The sequence below is a fragment of the Amycolatopsis viridis genome (assembly GCF_011758765.1).
GTDB lineage: Bacteria > Actinomycetota > Actinomycetes > Mycobacteriales > Pseudonocardiaceae > Amycolatopsis_E > Amycolatopsis_E viridis.
Genome location: NZ_JAANOU010000001.1, coordinates 3,455,281 through 3,471,392, shown reverse-complemented (window position 1 = coordinate 3,471,392; position 16,112 = coordinate 3,455,281). Strand labels below are relative to the sequence as shown.

The 16,112-nt window shown below is 72.3% G+C and carries 16 protein-coding genes; 7 read left to right on the top strand and 9 right to left on the bottom strand.

The genetic code is table 11. From position 1 onward, the window contains the following. Positions 1 to 6 precede the first annotated feature (6 nt). From polA to FHX46_RS17265, 4 genes are all read left to right on the top strand, one after another. The gene (gene polA, locus FHX46_RS17280; RefSeq protein WP_313886169.1) at positions 7 to 2,742 is read left to right on the top strand and encodes a DNA polymerase I; all 2,736 of its coding nucleotides are present in this window, start codon (positions 7 to 9) and stop codon (positions 2,740 to 2,742) included. A 70-nt stretch (positions 2,743 to 2,812) separates the two neighbouring features. Beyond that, positions 2,813 to 3,202 (top strand): helix-turn-helix domain-containing protein, encoded by a 390-nt coding sequence (locus tag FHX46_RS17275; RefSeq protein WP_167121520.1) that lies wholly within the window; start codon positions 2,813 to 2,815, stop codon positions 3,200 to 3,202. A gap of 31 nt (positions 3,203 to 3,233) precedes the next feature. Continuing rightward, complete coding sequence (locus FHX46_RS17270) at positions 3,234 to 3,746, top strand: VOC family protein (RefSeq protein ID WP_313886168.1); 513 nt, start codon at positions 3,234 to 3,236, stop codon at positions 3,744 to 3,746. Between the two features lie 4 nt (positions 3,747 to 3,750). Then, positions 3,751 to 4,356: a hypothetical protein gene (locus FHX46_RS17265; RefSeq protein WP_243871292.1), complete on the top strand. Its 606-nt coding sequence runs from the start codon at positions 3,751 to 3,753 to the stop codon at positions 4,354 to 4,356. 95 nt (positions 4,357 to 4,451) lie between these two features. Here FHX46_RS17265 and FHX46_RS17260 read toward each other — a convergent pair whose 3' ends face one another. After that, on the bottom strand, positions 4,452 to 5,219 hold the full coding sequence (locus tag FHX46_RS17260) for an SDR family oxidoreductase (RefSeq protein WP_167115929.1): 768 nt from the start codon (positions 5,217 to 5,219) through the stop codon (positions 4,452 to 4,454). A 169-nt stretch (positions 5,220 to 5,388) separates the two neighbouring features. On the opposite strand from FHX46_RS17260, the gene FHX46_RS17255 reads away from it, so the two are divergent. Further along, positions 5,389 to 6,255, top strand: a complete 867-nt coding sequence (locus FHX46_RS17255; protein ID WP_167115924.1) for a helix-turn-helix transcriptional regulator — start codon at positions 5,389 to 5,391, stop codon at positions 6,253 to 6,255. Positions 6,256 to 6,257: 2 nt separating this feature from the next. Here FHX46_RS17255 and FHX46_RS17250 read toward each other — a convergent pair whose 3' ends face one another. The 5 genes from FHX46_RS17250 to FHX46_RS17230 all read right to left on the bottom strand — a co-directional run bounded on the left by FHX46_RS17250 (position 6,258) and on the right by FHX46_RS17230 (position 11,247). Then, positions 6,258 to 6,848: a TetR/AcrR family transcriptional regulator gene (locus FHX46_RS17250; RefSeq protein ID WP_167115920.1), complete on the bottom strand. Its 591-nt coding sequence runs from the start codon at positions 6,846 to 6,848 to the stop codon at positions 6,258 to 6,260. Further along, positions 6,845 to 8,725, bottom strand: a complete 1,881-nt coding sequence (locus FHX46_RS17245) for a YhgE/Pip domain-containing protein (RefSeq protein ID WP_167115917.1) — start codon at positions 8,723 to 8,725, stop codon at positions 6,845 to 6,847. Before FHX46_RS17245 ends, FHX46_RS17250 begins: the two co-directional genes overlap by 4 nt. Next, entirely contained in the window at positions 8,722 to 9,384 is a 663-nt protein-coding gene (locus FHX46_RS17240; RefSeq protein WP_167115914.1) for an ATP-binding cassette domain-containing protein, read from the bottom strand. Before FHX46_RS17240 ends, FHX46_RS17245 begins: the two co-directional genes overlap by 4 nt. A 70-nt stretch (positions 9,385 to 9,454) precedes the next feature. Continuing rightward, positions 9,455 to 10,372: a GNAT family N-acetyltransferase gene (locus FHX46_RS17235; protein ID WP_167115911.1), complete on the bottom strand. Its 918-nt coding sequence runs from the start codon at positions 10,370 to 10,372 to the stop codon at positions 9,455 to 9,457. Then, entirely contained in the window at positions 10,369 to 11,247 is an 879-nt protein-coding gene (locus tag FHX46_RS17230; protein WP_167115908.1) for a class I SAM-dependent methyltransferase, read from the bottom strand. Before FHX46_RS17230 ends, FHX46_RS17235 begins: the two co-directional genes overlap by 4 nt. Positions 11,248 to 11,520: 273 nt before the next feature. Here FHX46_RS17230 and rpsA point away from each other — a divergent pair, with 273 nt between their 5' ends. Beyond that, on the top strand, positions 11,521 to 13,017 hold the full coding sequence (rpsA, locus tag FHX46_RS17225; RefSeq protein ID WP_167115905.1) for a 30S ribosomal protein S1: 1,497 nt from the start codon (positions 11,521 to 11,523) through the stop codon (positions 13,015 to 13,017). 120 nt (positions 13,018 to 13,137) lie between these two features. Here rpsA and FHX46_RS17220 read toward each other — a convergent pair whose 3' ends face one another. Beyond that, positions 13,138 to 13,773 (bottom strand): TetR/AcrR family transcriptional regulator, encoded by a 636-nt coding sequence (locus FHX46_RS17220; protein ID WP_167115902.1) that lies wholly within the window; start codon positions 13,771 to 13,773, stop codon positions 13,138 to 13,140. 145 nt (positions 13,774 to 13,918) lie between these two features. Between FHX46_RS17220 and folP the strand changes: the two genes are divergently transcribed. Next, positions 13,919 to 14,731, top strand: coding sequence for a dihydropteroate synthase (folP, locus tag FHX46_RS17215; RefSeq protein ID WP_167121518.1), 813 nt, complete (start codon positions 13,919 to 13,921; stop codon positions 14,729 to 14,731). Positions 14,732 to 14,750: 19 nt separating this feature from the next. Here folP and FHX46_RS17210 read toward each other — a convergent pair whose 3' ends face one another. Then, positions 14,751 to 15,254 carry a hypothetical protein gene (locus FHX46_RS17210; RefSeq protein ID WP_167115899.1) on the bottom strand — a complete coding sequence of 168 codons (504 nt, stop codon included), beginning with the start codon at positions 15,252 to 15,254 and terminating at the stop codon, positions 14,751 to 14,753. A gap of 79 nt (positions 15,255 to 15,333) precedes the next feature. Further along, entirely contained in the window at positions 15,334 to 16,080 is a 747-nt protein-coding gene (locus FHX46_RS17205; RefSeq protein ID WP_243871291.1) for an IclR family transcriptional regulator, read from the bottom strand. Positions 16,081 to 16,112: the final 32 nt, after the last annotated feature.

The window sequence follows — 16,112 nt, the reverse complement described above, 5'->3', positions numbered from 1 at the left end:
GCACCCGTGAGCCCCAGCCAGAACCAGCCCGTAGCCAACGCCACAGCCACCCCGCCCGCCGAGGGGCGGCCGCGGCTGCTGCTGATCGACGGCCACTCGATGGCCTACCGCGCGTTCTTCGCGGTGCCGGCCGACCGGTTCAAGACCTCCACCGGCCAGGTCACCAACGCGGTGTTCGGGTTCACCTCGATGCTCATCAACCTGCTGCGCGACGAGCAGCCCACCCACCTCGCGGTGGCCTTCGACGTGTCGCGGCAGACGTTCCGCTCGCAGACCTTCGCCGAGTACAAGGCGACGCGCACGACCACGCCGGACGAGTTCAAGGGGCAGGTCGACCTGGTCAAGGATGTGCTCGGGGTGCTCGGTATCCCGGTGCTGGCCAAGGACAACTACGAGGCCGACGACATCATCGCCACGCTCACCACCCAGGCCACCGCCGATGGTTTCCAGGTGCTCATCTGCACCGGCGACCGGGACGCGCTGCAGCTGGTGACCGATTCGGTGACGGTGCTCTACCCGCGCAAGGGCGTGTCCGACCTGGTGCGGTACGACCCGGCGGGGGTGTCGGAGAAGTACGGGCTCACCCCGTCGCAGTACCCGGACTTCGCGGCGCTGCGCGGCGACCCGTCGGACAACCTGCCGGGCATCCCGGGCGTGGGGGAGAAGACCGCCACCAAGTGGATCCAGCAGTTCGGGTCGCTGGACGCGCTGATCGACCGGGTCGACGAGGTCAAGGGCAAGGTGGGCGACGCGCTGCGCGCCCACCTGGACTCGGTGATGCTGAACCGGCAGCTCACCGAGCTGGTTCGGGACGTGCCGCTGGACACCGTGCCCGCCGATCTGGCGTTGCGGCCGTGGGACCGGGACGCGGTGCACCGGCTGTTCGACGAGCTCGAGTTCCGGGTGCTGCGCGACCGGCTGTTCCAGACGCTGTCCAGCGCCGAGCCGGAAGCCGAGTCCGGGTTCGAGGTCGAGGGCGCCGCGGTGCCGGCCGGCGGTCTCGCCGCCTGGCTGTCCCAGCACACCAGCGCGGGACAGACGGTGGGGCTGTCGTTCCGCACCACCGGGTCCTCGGTGCGCTCGGACATCCAGTCGGTCTCCCTCGCCGCGCCGGGCGGGCCGGCCGGGTACGTGGACGTCACCACGCTGGACGAGGCCGACGAGCAGGCCCTGGCCGGGTGGCTGGCCGACCCCGCGATCCGCAAGGCCGGGCACGCGCTGAAGGTGCCGCTGCACGCGCTGCGCGCCCGCGGCTGGCGGCTGGCGGGGCTCGCCATGGACACCGAGCTGGCCGCGTACCTGGTGCGGCCGGGCCAGCGGTCGTTCGAGCTGGACGACCTGGTGCTCCGGTACCTGCAGCGGGAGCTGCGCAACGACACCGACGCAGGTGACGGCCAGCTGTCGCTGCTCGACGGCGACGACGGCGACCAGTCGCTGGTCCAGGGCGAGCTGGTCCGCGCCAGCGCGGTCGCCGAGCTGGCCGGCGCGCTCACCGGCGAGCTGGACAAGATCAGCGGCACCACCCTGCTCAACGAGATCGAGCTGCCGCTGCTGCAGGTCATCGCCGAGGTCGAGGCCGCGGGCGTGGCGGTCGACATCGAGCAGCTGACCGCCCTGGAAGCGCACTACGGCGCTCGTGTGAAGCAGGCCGCGGAGGCCGCGTACGGCGTGATCGGCAAGCAGGTCAACCTGGGCTCGCCCAAGCAGCTCCAGGTGGTGCTGTTCGACGAGCTGGGCATGCCCAAGACCAAGCGCACCAAGACCGGGTACACCACCGACGCCGAGGCGCTGCAGACGCTGTTCGAGAAGACCGAGCACCCGTTCCTGCAGCACCTGCTGGAGCACCGGGACGCCACCCGGCTCAAGAGCACCGTGGAGGGCCTGCTCAAGGCGGTCGCCGACGACGGGCGGATCCACACCACGCTGCACCAGACGATCGCGGCCACCGGCCGGCTGTCCTCTGTGGACCCCAACCTGCAGAACATCCCGATCCGCACGGAGGAGGGCCGCCGCATCCGTGACGCCTTCGTGGTCGGCGACGGGTACGCGGAGCTGCTCACCGCGGACTACAGCCAGATCGAGATGCGGATCATGGCGCACCTGTCCGAGGATGCGGCGCTCATCGAGGCGTTCCAGTCCGGGTTCGACTTCCACGCCGCCACCGCGGCGCGCGTGTTCGGGGTGGATCCGTCCGAGGTCACCGGCCCGCAGCGGGCGAAGATCAAGGCGATGAACTACGGCCTGGCCTACGGTCTGTCGGCCTACGGGCTGTCGCAGCAGCTGCGGATCTCCACCGAGGAGGCCCGTGAGCTGATGACCGAGTACTTCGCCCGGTTCGGCGGGGTGCGGGACTACCTGCAGAGCATCGTCACCGAGGCGGGCAAGGTCGGCTACACCGAGACGATCTTCGGCCGCCGCCGCTACCTGCCCGACCTCAACAGCGACAACCGGCAGCGCCGCGAGATGGCCGAGCGGATGGCGCTCAACGCGCCCATCCAGGGCAGCGCCGCCGACATCATCAAGGTCGCGATGATCGGTGTGCACCGGGCGCTCACCGGGGCCGGGCTGTCGTCGCGGGTGCTGCTGCAGGTGCACGACGAGCTCGTGCTCGAGGTCGCCGAGGGGGAACGCGACCGGGTCGAGGAGCTGGTCTGCCGCGAGATGGGGGCGGCGTACCAGCTGGCCGTGCCGCTGGAGGTGTCGGTCGGGTTCGGCCGGTCCTGGAACGACGCGGCGCACTGACGTGCGGAGCGCCGGCACGCGGAACGACCGGGCGGTGGTGCTGGCGCCGTTGCGGCGCGCCAAGGACTGGATGGACGCGCACTACGCGGAGCCGCTCGACGTGGACCGGCTCGCCGCGGTCGCCTGCTGCTCGCGTTCCCACTTCACGCGCTCGTTCGCCGCCGCGTACGGGGAGAGCCCGAAGGCGTACCTGACGCGGCGGCGCATCGAACGCGCGCAGGACCTGCTGCGGTCGGTGAACCTCACCGTCACCGAAGTCTGCCTGGCCGTCGGCTTCGCCAGCCTGGGCACCTTCAGCCGCCGCTTCGCGGAGATCACCGGGGAGTCGCCGAGCCGGTACCGCGCCCGGATGCGGGCCGGCGGGCCGCCGCCGGTCCCGGGGTGCTTCCTGATGATGTGGACCCGGCCGGCACCGGAAACCGCACATCCGGAGAAGCTTCCGCAGGCTCCGGACCCGTAGCGTCGTATTCCTCGACGACAGGAGGTCCGTGATGATCAGGGGACTGTCCCATTCCAGCGTCTACGTGCTGGACCAGGACTCGGCGAAGGAGTTCTACACCGGCAAGCTCGGCTTCGAGGTGCGGCAGGACCTGCGGATCGGGGAGTTCCGCTGGCTCACCGTGGGCCCGCCCGACCAGCCGGACCTCGACTTCATCCTGATGAAGCCGGGGCCGCCGCAGCACGACGCGGAAACCGAGAAGCAGATCCGGGAACTGTCGCCAAGGGCGCGCTGGGCGGGGGTGTCTGGACGACCCGCGACTGCCGTACGACCCACGCCGAGCTGGCCGCGCGCGGGGTCACGTTCCTGCAGGAGCCGGCCGAACGGCCGTACGGGATCGAAGCGGTGTTCCGCGACGACTCGGGCAACTGGTTCAGCCTCACCGAGCGTCACGAGTTCGACCCGGACAAGAACTGGGCGTGACGTGCGGTGGTCTCCGGGCGTGGTGCCGCGCGGGCGGGGCACGTCGACAGGCTGCCCGGGGGGCCGGCGCCAGGTAGCGTGAGGCCATGGCTGGCAGGAAAGCGCTGATCCTGGCGGGTACCGGGATGCTCGCCGAACTCGCCGAGGTCCTGACCCGGGAGGGCTGGCACGTGGTGCTGCCGTGCCGGCGGTACCACCCGCTCGACTGCGAGGTGCGGCCCGGTGCGGCAGCACTGCGCGCGCTCCGGCGGCCCGGGCACCGGCCGTACCGCCCGGGCGCCGCCCGATCCCGGGGTGAGGGCAAGGCGATCTGGGTCGAGGCGCACTGGGACCGGCCGCGCGAGCTCGCGGCGAAGGCAGAGAGCGCTCTGCGCGGGCCGGCGGACCTGCTGGTGGCGTGGATCCATGAGCAGTACCGGCGCGCGGTGATGGGGGCGGTGGCGCCCCTGCTCGCGGCCGATGCGACGGTGGTCGAGGTGCGCGGTGGCCCCAGCGGTGACCCGCCCGACCCGCTCCTGCCGCTGCACCCGACCCAGGTGGTCCAGCTCGGCACGGTCTCCGCCTACGACCCGCACCGGTCGCTGGCGCAGGCCGAGATCGGTGAGGGAGTGCTCGAGGCCGTGCGGCGCGCCCTCGCCGGGCACGCCACGTCCGTGCACCAGGTCGGTCAGCTGCGGCCACTGGTGCGTTAGCCCAGTTCGCCCGCCTGCGCCGCGGGGGCGACGCCGCTTGTTCCCCGGCTGCCCGGAGGGGCCCGGCCGCGGCCCGGCCCCTCCGGTGGCGGGGGTCAGGCAGCCTGCCGCGTGGGCATGATGGTGACCTGCTGAAGGTTCACGTGCGCGGGCTGGGCGGCCAGGAACGCGATCGCCTCGGCGACGTCCTCGGGGGCCAGCCACGTCATTTCCTTCTTCGAGCCCTCCAGCCAGTCCTGCGCGCCCGGGTCGGTGACGTGGCTTTGCAGCTCGGTGCCCACGATGCCCGGCTCGACCGCCGACACCCGGACGTCCTTCGGGCCCAGCTCGGCGCGCAACGTCCGCGACAGGTGCGTCACGAACGCCTTCGTGCCGGAGTACACCGCGAAGTTCGGGAAGATGTTCTGCGCGGCGATCGACGACGTGTTCACCAGATCGGCCACGCCGCGGTCCGCGGCGGAGGCGATCAGCTGCGGGACGAACGCGCCGATCGTGTTCATCAGCCCGCTGACGTTGAGGTCGATCTGGTGCTGCCACTGCTCGGTCGGCAGCTCCGCCACCGGCGCGGGCAGCATCACCCCGGCGTTGTTGACCAGCAGGTCCGCGGTGCCCAGCTCGGCGGCCACCCGGTCGGCCGCGGACCGCAGGGCGCTCGCGTCGGTCACGTCGGCGGCCAGCGCCAGCGCTGTACCGCCGGCCCGCTCGATTTCCCCGGTCAGCTCGGCGAGACGGTCGGCGCGGCGGGCCAGCACGGCCACCTTCGCGCCCGCGGCGGCGAGCCGCACGGCCGCGGCCCGGCCGATGCCGCTCGACGCGCCGGTCACCACGGCGATCCGCCCGGTCAGGGAAGTGTGCACGGTCATGGCTTGTGTGTCTCCTCGATCTCCAGTGCGACCGTCCGGCCGCACCACTGATGCAACCAGCGGGAGCCGGGCAGTGGGCGGCTTCTTCCGGCCCCGTGGTGACCGGGCACACCAAACCTGGTTCCGGCAGAACCAGGTTCGGTGGCCCGCGGCCCGGCAGAATGAACTGGTGGATCACAACGTGGAGCTGAAGGAGTTCCTGCGCTCGCGCCGCGCGCGGCTCGGCGTCGACGACGTGGAACTCGGCGGCACGAGCGGTGTCCGGCGCGTGCCCGGGCTGCGCCGGGAGGAGGTGGCCCGGCTCGCCGGCGTCAGCGTGGACTACTACACGCGGCTGGAACAGGGCCGCGCTCCGCACGTCTCGGACGAGGTGCTGGACGCCATCGCCGGCGCGCTGCGCCTCAACGACACCGAGCGTTCCTACCTGTGGCAGATCGCGCGCACCAACTCGCGCCGCCCGCGGCGCCGGACCGCCGCCCGCGTGCAGCGCGTGCGCCCGGGCGTCCGCCGGATGCTGGAGACCCTCGACGAGGTGTCCCCGGCGTTCGTGTTCGGCCGGCGGATGGATATCCTCGCCGCCAACCGGCTGGCTCGCGCGCTGCTGACCGACTTCGAGGCGCTGCCGCCCCGCGACCGGAACATGCTGCGCTACACGTTCCTCGACGAGTCGGCGCGCGAGCTCTTCCTGGACTGGGAGGTGGTGGCCCGGGACAACGTCGCGCTCCTCCGCCTGGACGCCGGCCGCCACCCCGACGATCCGCTGCTGGCCGAGCTGGTCGGGGAGCTCGCGGTCGCCAGCCCCGAGTTCCGGCGCTGGTGGGCCGACCACAACGTCCGCGACCGCAGCCACGGCACGAAGAGCTACCGCCACCCGCTGGTCGGGGACCTCGTGGTGAACTACGAGTGCTTCACGCTGCCCGGTGACCCCGACCAGGTCCTGTGCGTCTACACCGCCGAAGCGGGCTCCGCCTCCGAGGCGGCGCTGCGGCTGCTGGCCGGCTGGACCGCCGACGTCCCCGGTGCGCCGGTCGGCTGAGATCAGCCCCCGTTCGCCCCGGCCACGCCGCGGACCAGCAGCATGATCCCGTCGCGCACCTCGGCGCGGGGGCGGTGCGGCTGGAACACCTGCCAGTCCAGCGCGACCACCAGCAGGGTGCCGAACAACCCGGCTGCCGCGGTGGGCACCTGCACCCCGGCTGGCAGGCGCCCGGCGTCAGCCACCCGGTGCAGCTGCTCCTCCACGATCGAGATGATGTCCTCCCGTAGCAGCGACAACGTCTCGTGCCACTGGCCCGGTGTGCGCCACAACTCGCTCACCAGGATCTGCGAAAACCCACGGTAGGTCGCGATGAACTCCAGCCCGGTGTCCACCATGGACTCCAGCGCGACCACCGGGTCGGGTTCGCCGGTGTGCGCGCGCAGCCGCTCGGCGAGCTGACCGACGCCGTACCGCAGCAGCGCGTCGATCAGCCCGTCCTTGCTGCCGAAGTTGTAGTACACCGTGCCCTTGGCGACCCCGGCCTCCGCCGCGATCTCGTCCACCGTCAGCCCGGCGAGGCCCTTCGCGGTGGCCAGCCGCAGCGTCGACTCGAACAGCTTCTGCTTGGTGTGCTCACCACGCGGGCTCACAGCGACAGCTCCGGCTGGAGTTTCGACACCGTCCACACCCGTTGCCGGCGCGCCGCCAGCGCCGACACCGCCAGCGCACCCACCAGGTAGGCGACCAGCACACCGACGTCGAGCAGGTTGCGCAGCGACGCGCCGGTGTAGAGCAGGTGCCGCAACCCGTCGACCACGTACCCCATCGGCAGCACGACGTGCAGCGGGTACAGCGCGTCGGGCAGGGTCTGCCAGGGGAACGTGCCGCCCGCGCTGACGAGTTGCAGCACCAGCAGCACCAGTCCGAGGAACTTGCCGACCGCGCCGAAGAACGCGTTGAGCGCATGCACGATCGCGGTGAACGTCAGCGACGCGAGGATCGCGAAGGCCAGCGCGGCGAGCGGCTGGGCGATGTGGATGCCGACGAACCAGGTCACCGCCGCGAACAGCACGACCACCTGCGCGATGCCGAGCAGTGCGGAGGGCAGCCACCCGCCGAGCGCCACCCGCAGCGGCGCCGTCCCGGCCGCGATTGCACGCGCGGACAGCGGCCGGATCAGCAGGAACAGCACGAACGCGCCGATCCAGGTGGCCAGGGCGAGGAAGAACGGCGCGAGCCCCGCGCCGTAGGTGCCGGCGGAGGCGACGCCGACCGAGTTGACCGTCACCGGGTCGGCGATCGTGTCCGCGGTCGCGGTCCGGGTCGGGTCGCTGGGGTTGGGGATCTGCTGCAGCCCTGCGGTGAGGCCGTCGCGCAGCTGCCCGGCGCCGGTGGCGAGCTGCTGTGTGCCGGACAGCGCGGTCTTCTCGCCGTCGTCGAGCTGCGCGGCACCCGCGGACAGGGTGTTCGCGCCGTCCGCGGCCTGCGCGATGCCGCTGGTCAGGGCGGGCGCGGAGGTGGCCAGGGTGGCGGCACCGGCGGCGACCCGCCGTGCCCCGTCGGCGAGCTGGTCGAGCTGGGCCGAGGTCTGCTGGATCTTCGCGTTCGCCTGGTCCACGGGGGAGCGCAGATCGCCCAGCACACCCTGCACGCGCTGGATGTCTGCGTCGGACAGTCCGGCGGCGCGCAGCCGCTGGGTGAGCTGGTTGTTCACGTTGTCGAGGTCGCTGACCAGCTGCGCCGACCCGCTCGCGACGGTGGACCCGGCGGCGGCGACCCGGCTGTTGCCGTCGGCGACCTGCTGCGCGCCGTCGGCCAGCTGCCGCGTGCTCTGCGGCAGGGTCGCGGTGCTCGACTTCAGCGTGGCCAGCCCGGACGACAGCTGGGCGCTGCCGGCCGCCAGGCGCTGGGCGCCGTCGGCGAGCTGCTGCTGCCCGGACTGCAACCGGGTCGCGCCGTCGGCGAGCCGGGTCGCGCCGTTCGCGGCCTCCTGCGTCTTGCCGTAGATCGTGGAAAAACCCATCAGGAACCGGTTCGCGGCCTCGTTGCCGACCTTCTCCGCGATCGTGCCGCGGATCTGCTCGGCCACCTGGTTCGCGATCGTGTGCGACAGGTAGTTGTTCGCGTCGTTGGTGGTCAGCTGGATGGTGGCGCGCTGCGGGTTGAAATCGCCGCTCGAGGTCAGCGCGGCGGTGAAGTCGCGCGGGATGGTGATCGCGAACGAGTACCGGTCGTCGCGCACCCCCGCGTCGGCATCGGCGGCGGACACCTCGTGCCACTGGAAGGTGCGCGAGCCCACGACCGAGGACGTGACCTCGTCACCGACGTTCCGGTCGTTCGCCCCGGCGTCCTCGTTGACGATCGCCGCGGGCAGGTGGCCCAGCCGGCCGTAGGGGTCGAAGTTGGCGTAGAGGTAGAACGAGGCGTAGAGCAGGGGGACGAGCACCAGGGCGGCCACGGCCAGCTTGGGCAGTTTGCCGGCGGTCAGGCGGCGCAGTTCCCCGGCGGCGAGGCGAAGTCCGGTCACTGCGGATCTCCTTGCGCGAGTTGCACGAGTTCGGGTTCGGGCTGCTCGGTCCGGCCGAGCCGGGCCGGGGGAGCGGGCAGCACCTCGGGCGGGGTGGTGGCGGTCAGCACGACGACGGCGAACCCGCGCTCGGCGTAGGTCCGGGCGAGGCCGGTCCAGCTCGCGACGTCGCTGGTGTGCCGGTCGGGGGTGTCGAGCACGAGCAGCCGGATGCCCGGGCGCGCCGCGGCGAGCGCGGTGAGCAGCCGGAGCCGCTCGTCCGCGGACAGGTGCTCGAACCGGGCACCGGCGCGCCCGGCGAGGTCGTGCTCGGCCAGCCACCGCGCGACGTCGTCCTTCCCGGCCGGCAGCTTCCCGATCGACAGCTCCTCGGCGATCACCATCCGGACCGGCAGTGAGTCCTCCGGTGCCGTGATCTCCGGCGCGTCCACCACCGCGCCGGCTGCGCGCAGCCGGGCCGCATCGGCCTTGCCGTCGAGCGTGACGAGTCCCGTCGTGGGCCGCATCCGTCCGGTCAGGGCGAGACCGAACGCGGTGACCCCCGCGCCCGGTTCGCCGTGCACGAAGGCGAGCTCGCCCTCGGTGATGGTGAGCGAGGTCGGCCGCAGCACCGTGCCGTGCGGACCTTCGACGGTGACCCGGTCGGCGTGCACCCGCACAGGATCCCCCCTTTTGAACTGACTGGTCAGTTCAAAATACGCCGCTGCCGGAGGAGCGGCAACTCGGGGATCACCGCAGCGCCGAGGCGGGCCGCACCTCCCAGTAGGTCCACAAGGGCCGGTAGCCCTGCCGGGGCCAGAACACCGACGACAGCGGGTTGGCCGGGTTGTAGTACAGGTAGGTCGCGCGGGCGCCGCGCGTGTGGAACTCGCGGTGCACCCGCGCCATCAGCGCCCGCCCGATGCCCAGGCCCCGGGCGTGCTCGCTGGTGGCCACGTTGTTGACGTAACCCCACTGCCCGGACGGCAGCAACTCGGCCGCCCAGGACCCGGGCACCGACTCCATCCAGCCGCAGTCGGCGAGCGCGACGGCGACCCCGTCCCGCTCGGCGAGCCAGATCGGCGCCCCGGCGGCGAGGTTGCGCTCCAGCCGGGGCGCGATGAGCTCGGCGGTACCCGGCCGCCACGGACCGGCGACGAGGGCGGAGTAGCGGAACGTCGTCAGCGACAGCGCGACGACCTCCTCCAGGTCCTCCGGCCGGGCGCGGCGGACCGTCACGCCGGGCGGGAGCGGATCCCCGGACGGCGGGCCGGTGCGGACCGCGAGCACCGACAGCGGCACCAGGCCGTGGTCGAGGAACGCGCGGATCGCTTCCGCGTCCCGGCTCGGCCAGGTCACCGTGCAGGCGGAATCGGGGCCGGGCGACTCGCGGTCCATGCGGTGCCGCCACGCGCGCAGCAGCGCGTCCATGCCCGCGGTCCCGGTGGCGCCGGTGCACGGGAACAGCTGCCACACCTGCGCGGCCGACCACAACAGGTCGAACGCGCCCGGCTCGTGCCGCTGCACCTGGAGCACGCCGCTGACCCGGGTGCCGTCCGCGGTCGCGGCGGTCAGCTCCTCGCCGTCCGGCGGTGGCGCGGCCGGCGGCAGCAGCGGGTCCAGCGCGGCGAACCGGGCCCGCTGCGCCGACAGCAGCCCGGCGGTCACCGGGCTCCCGGGCGCGCGCGGGTCCGGAAGATCGCGGTGCCGGGGAAGAGCTTGCCGCGCAACGGGCTCCACTGCCCCCACACCCGGGTGTGCCCGGCCGGCCACTCCGGCTCCAGCAGGTCCTCCAGGACGAACCCGGTGGCCGTCAGCGCCCGCACGTAGTCGCCCAGCGTGCGGTGGTACTCGACGTAGGTCGCGTTCCCGTCCGCGTCGACCTCCACGTACGGGGTGCGGTCGAAATACGGCTGGCTCGCGGTCAGTCCGGCCGGTCCTGGATCGTCCGGGAAGATCCACCGGATCGGGTGAGTCACCGCGAACACCCACAGCCCGCGCGGGCGCAGCACCCGGTGCACTTCCGCGAACACGGTCTCCAGCGACGCGACGAACGGCAGCGCGCCGAACGCCGAGCAGGCCGCGTCCATGCTCCCGTCCGCGAGCGGCAGCCGTTCCGCCGTCGCCTGCACCAGCGGGACCGCGATGCCGGTGCGCGCCGCACCCGCGCGGGCGTGCCGCAGCATCCCGGCGGACAGGTCCAGCCCGACCGGGTGCGCCCCGGCCGCGGCGAGCCAGCGCGAGCAGGCCGCCTGGCCGCAGCCGATCTCCGCGACCCGTAGGCCGCGCACCTCGCCGAGCAGGCGGGCGTCGGCCTCGCGCAGCCCTTCCGGGCACCACACGAAGTCGGCGTCGCCCAGGAACCCGCCGTGGGTGGCCTGGTAGTCGTCGGCGTCGGCGTCCCACCACGCCAGGTTGGCTGCCGTCGCCTCGGCCGCCGCGACGTCCCGGTGGGCCACGCCGACCGTGCCGAGCCGGTGCTCGGCGCTCGCGTGCCGGTCCGCGCCCGTGTCTTCGCTGCCGTTGTCCTCCGCCGTCGTCACACCGGTATTCTCGCCACCGGCGCTGGCGCCGTCCGCCTGGGCGACCCTGTTTGTGCGGCGCGCGGGCGGCCGCGTACGATATCTCTAGCGCAGTGGGTTCGCGCTACCTTCACTCGGCGAAGCTGAGCCGGGTTCCGAGGTCGCGCACCGTCGGCGGTGATGCTCCGCGGCCGTTCCGTTGTGAACGTTTGCTCATGGTTGCCGTCGTACGCTCACCGCGCGCGCGAACTGCACACCTACTCGAGCCGTAAACCAACCGGAGCTACCCACCTAATGACCACCGACACCACCACCGCCCCGACGTCCGGCGCCGCCCAGGTCGCCGTCAACGACATCGGGTCGGAGGAAGACTTCCTCGCCGCGATCGACAAGACGATCAAGTACTTCAACGACGGCGATATCGTTGAGGGCACCATCGTCAAGGTCGACCGCGACGAGGTGCTGCTCGACATCGGTTACAAGACCGAGGGCGTCATCCCCTCGCGTGAGCTGTCCATCAAGCACGATGTCGATCCCGGCGAGGTCGTCAGCGTCGGTGACGAGGTCGAGGCCCTGGTCCTCCAGAAGGAGGACAAGGAAGGCCGGCTGATCCTGTCCAAGAAGCGCGCCCAGTACGAGCGCGCCTGGGGCACGATCGAGGAGCTCAAGGAGAAGGACGAGCCCGTCAAGGGCACCGTCATCGAGGTCGTCAAGGGCGGCCTGATCCTCGACATCGGCCTGCGCGGCTTCCTGCCCGCCTCGCTGGTGGAGATGCGCCGCGTGCGCGACCTGCAGCCCTACGTCGGCCGCGAACTCGAGGCGAAGATCATCGAGCTGGACAAGAACCGCAACAACGTGGTCCTGTCCCGCCGGGCCTACCTCGAGCAGACCCAGTCCGAGGTGCGCAGCGAGTTCCTCAACAACCTCGCCAAGGGCCAGGTCCGCAAGGGCGTCGTGTCCTCGATCGTCAACTTCGGTGCGTTCGTCGACCTCGGCGGCGTCGACGGTCTGGTGCACGTCTCGGAGCTGTCCTGGAAGCACATCGACCACCCGAGCGAGGTCGTCGAGGTCGGCCAGGAGGTCACCGTCGAGGTGCTGGACGTCGACATGGACCGCGAGCGCGTGTCCCTGTCGCTGAAGGCGACCCAGGAAGACCCGTGGCGCCAGTTCGCCCGCACCCACGCGATCGGCCAGATCGTGCCGGGCAAGGTCACCAAGCTCGTCCCGTTCGGCGCGTTCGTCCGCGTCGAGGAGGGCATCGAGGGCCTGGTGCACATCTCCGAGCTGGCCGAGCGCCATGTGGAGATCCCGGAGCAGGTTGTCCAGGTCGGCACCGAGGTCATGGTCAAGGTCATCGACATCGACCTGGAGCGCCGCCGCATCTCGCTGTCGCTGAAGCAGGCGAACGAAGGCTTCACCACGGAGACCGAGTTCGACCCGACCCAGTACGGCATGGCGGCCGAGTACGACGACCAGGGCAACTACATCTACCCCGAGGGCTTCGACCCCGACACGCAGGAGTGGCAGGAAGGCTACGACAAGCAGCGTGAGGAGTGGGAGCGCCAGTACGCCGAGGCGCACGCCCGCTACGAGGCCCACATGCGGCAGATCGCCAAGGCGGCCGAGGCCAACGCTCAGGCGGCGGCCGAGGAGGCCACCGGCGGCCCGCCGGTCGGCGGCGGCGAGCAGAACTACAGCTCGACCGGCTCGTCCGAGCAGCGCAGCGGCGGCACCCTCGCCAGCGACGAGCAGCTCGCGGCTCTGCGCGAGAAGCTCTCCGGCGGTGCGTGAGCTCGTCTCCCGAGCTGACTGAACCACCCGTGGCCCCCGGTCTCCATCGAGACCGGGGGCCACGGCCGTTCTCCGGGCAGGTGCCCTGGGCCAGGGCCCGTGCGGGGGAAGCGGTGCGGCTCAGCGGAGCTGGAGGCCGAGTCCGATGAGGATCGCCCGGATCCCGGCGGCGAACACCTCGTCGTAGGCCTCGTCGGTGGTGTCGATGAACCACTTCGGCGGCGGGTTGCGCGCACGGTGCGTCAGCTCGACGCTCACCAGACCGTGCATCGTGGTCCAGATCAGGTACCCGGTGCGGTTCGGGTCGCGATCCGGCGGGGTCACCGGGGTGACGCGGTCCACGAGCAGGTCGAACGTCGTGTGCTGCGCGAAGGCCCGCAGATCCGGGTCCGGGTCGAAGCCGGGTACCGCCTGCTCGAACATGAACGCGTACCGGGCGGGGCTGTCCAGCGCGAACCGGCGGTAGGACCGGGCCAGCGCGAGGATTCCGGCCGCCGGGTCGTCCGGGATCCGCGGCACGGCCGCGAACTCCTCGTGCAGCATCTCGAAAGTGCGTTCGTACAAGGCGTCCAGCACGCCGTTGCGGCCGCCGAAGCGCGTGTACACCCCGATCGTCGACGTGCCCGCGGCTTCGGCGACGCTGCGCACGGTGAGCCCGGATACGCCCTGCTCGAGCAGCACGGTCAGCGCGGCCTGCAGGAAGCGCTCCCTGGTGTGGCTGTCGGCGGGCCCCGCCGGGCCGTGTCGGGTGGCCATCCGCGCGCACCCCCTTCGATCTGCCTGGAAAGAACTTAGGGCATAACGCGCGTTATCGCGCACCCGATGTGGCAGGCATGATGAAGATGTGGCAGTAGATCTGGTCTTCCGCGGACGGCGCATCGTCTCCGACCGCGCACTCGTGATGGCGATCGTGAACCGCACGCCCGATTCCTTCTACGACCGCGGCGCGTCCTTCGCCGATCCGGACGCCCTCGCCGCCGTCGACCGCGCGGTGGCCGAGGGCGCCGACATCGTGGACATCGGCGGGGTCAAGGCCGGCCCCGGCAGCGAGGTCGGCGTGGCCGAGGAGATCCGCCGGGTGGTGCCGTTCGTCGCGGAGATCCGCCGGCGGCACCCCGGCCTGGTGATCAGCGTGGACACCTGGCGGCACGAGGTTGGCCGGCTGGCCTGCGAGGAGGGCGCGCACCTGCTCAACGACACCTGGGCGGGTGCCGATCCCGAGCTGGCGGCGGTGGCGGCCGAGTTCGGCGCCGGGTACGTCTGCTCGCACACCGGGGGAGCAGCACCGCGCACGCGCCCGTTCCGGGTCCGCTACGAGGACGTGGTCGCCCAGGTCGTCGAGGAGCTCACCCGGCGGGCCGAGGACGTGGTGGCGCTCGGCGTGCCGCGTGGCGGCGTCCTGATCGACCCGACGCACGACTTCGGCAAGAACACCTGGCACAGCCTGGCGCTGCTGCGTCACGCGGCTGCCCTGACGGCGACCGGCTGGCCGGTCCTCATGGCACTGTCCAACAAGGACTTCGTGGGCGAGACCCTGGGCGCCGGGATCACCGAGCGCCTGGACGGCACGCTGGCCGCCACCGCGCTGGCCGCCCGCGACGGCGCGCAGGTGTTCCGCGTGCACGAGGTGCAGCAGACGCGCCGCGTGCTGGAGATGGTCGCGACGATCGCCGGGGAGCGCCCGCCGGCGCAGGCGGTGCGCGGCCTGGCCTGAGGCCGGCGGGCGGAAAGCGTTATCGCGCGGAGCCGTTGAGGCCGTGCAGCACGCGCTGCAGGATCTGCGAGTCCAGCAGGTCCGGCTCGGGCAGCGGCTCCTCGGGCGGGTACTCGGTGGCCGGGCTGGGCAGCCGGTGCGGGGAGCGGGTGGGCAGGGCACCGCTGAGCCCGTCGGGCAGCGGCAGCTCGCACCACGCGGTGCGGTGGCCGCCGGGCAGCGCCACGGTGTTGATGGTCCAGCCGGGCAGTTCCGGGGGTTCACCGGGACGGTCGTCGTCGAGCTCGACGACCACGCAGTCGCGGTGCAGGCGCAGCCGGACGGTCAGGAAGCGGGGTGAGCGCCGGTCCGCCCCGTCCACCGAGGACCGCACCAGGTGGCGGATGACCGTGACCGCGTCGTCGGCCAGCGGCCGTAGTTTCCACTCCAGGAGGGCGAAGCGGACGAACATCTCGGCGCAGTTGACGGCGGTCGGTGCCGCCACGAGCCGAAGGTCGTCTACCTGGGTGGTCGCGGTGGTCACGCCATTCCTCCCTCACATCCCGTGGCCCAGCGAGCGCCACGAGCCCGTTGCTGTCGATCTTCCCCGGTGGTGCGCGACCCTACGGCAAGGCTCGTGACAAAGCGAGAGCCGCCGTGCGCACCGCTGGGGAGACGCGCTCGACCCGGACTCGGTTGCTCCAGCCCGAGATCGAAATCGCGGCCCGTGCCCGCCCGGTCGCGTCGAGCACGGGACTGGCTGCACAGGTTACGCCTGCACCCGACTCCTCCCGCTCGTAGGCGACACCCTCGTCGCGGACCCTGGTCAGCTGCCGTCGCAGCAGCCCCGGCGCGGTGATGGTGCGCGGGCCGATCCGGGTCAGGCCGGCGGCCAGCACGGTGTCCAGTACGGACGCGGGGGAGTGGGCCAGGATCGCCTTGCCCACCGCCGTGGCGTGTGCCGGGAAGCGGCCGCCGATGCGCGAGGGCAGGGCCGGCGCGTCCGGCCCCCGCACGATGTCGAGGTAGACCACCTCGATGCCTTCGAGCACCGCCAGGTGCACGGTGTTCCGGGTGGCTTCCCGCAGATCGGCCAGGTAGGGGCGGGCGGCGTCGACCAGCCCGCGCTCGCGCCCGGCGAGCTGCCCGATCTCGAACAGCCGCAGGCCGAGCCGCACCGCGGGGCCGTCGCGCTCCAGCAGGCCGTGCGTGACCAGGTGCCCGGTGAGCCGGTGCACCGACGACTTGGGCAGGCCCGTGCGGCGCGCCAGCTCGGACGTGCCCAGTGTCTGGTCTCCGGGACGGAACGCGCCGAGCAGCGCGGCGATCCGCGCCGCCGTCATCCCGTCGTCCCGCTCAGCGGCACACATGTGTTGAGTGTGCCCCACCCCGGCGCGCACCG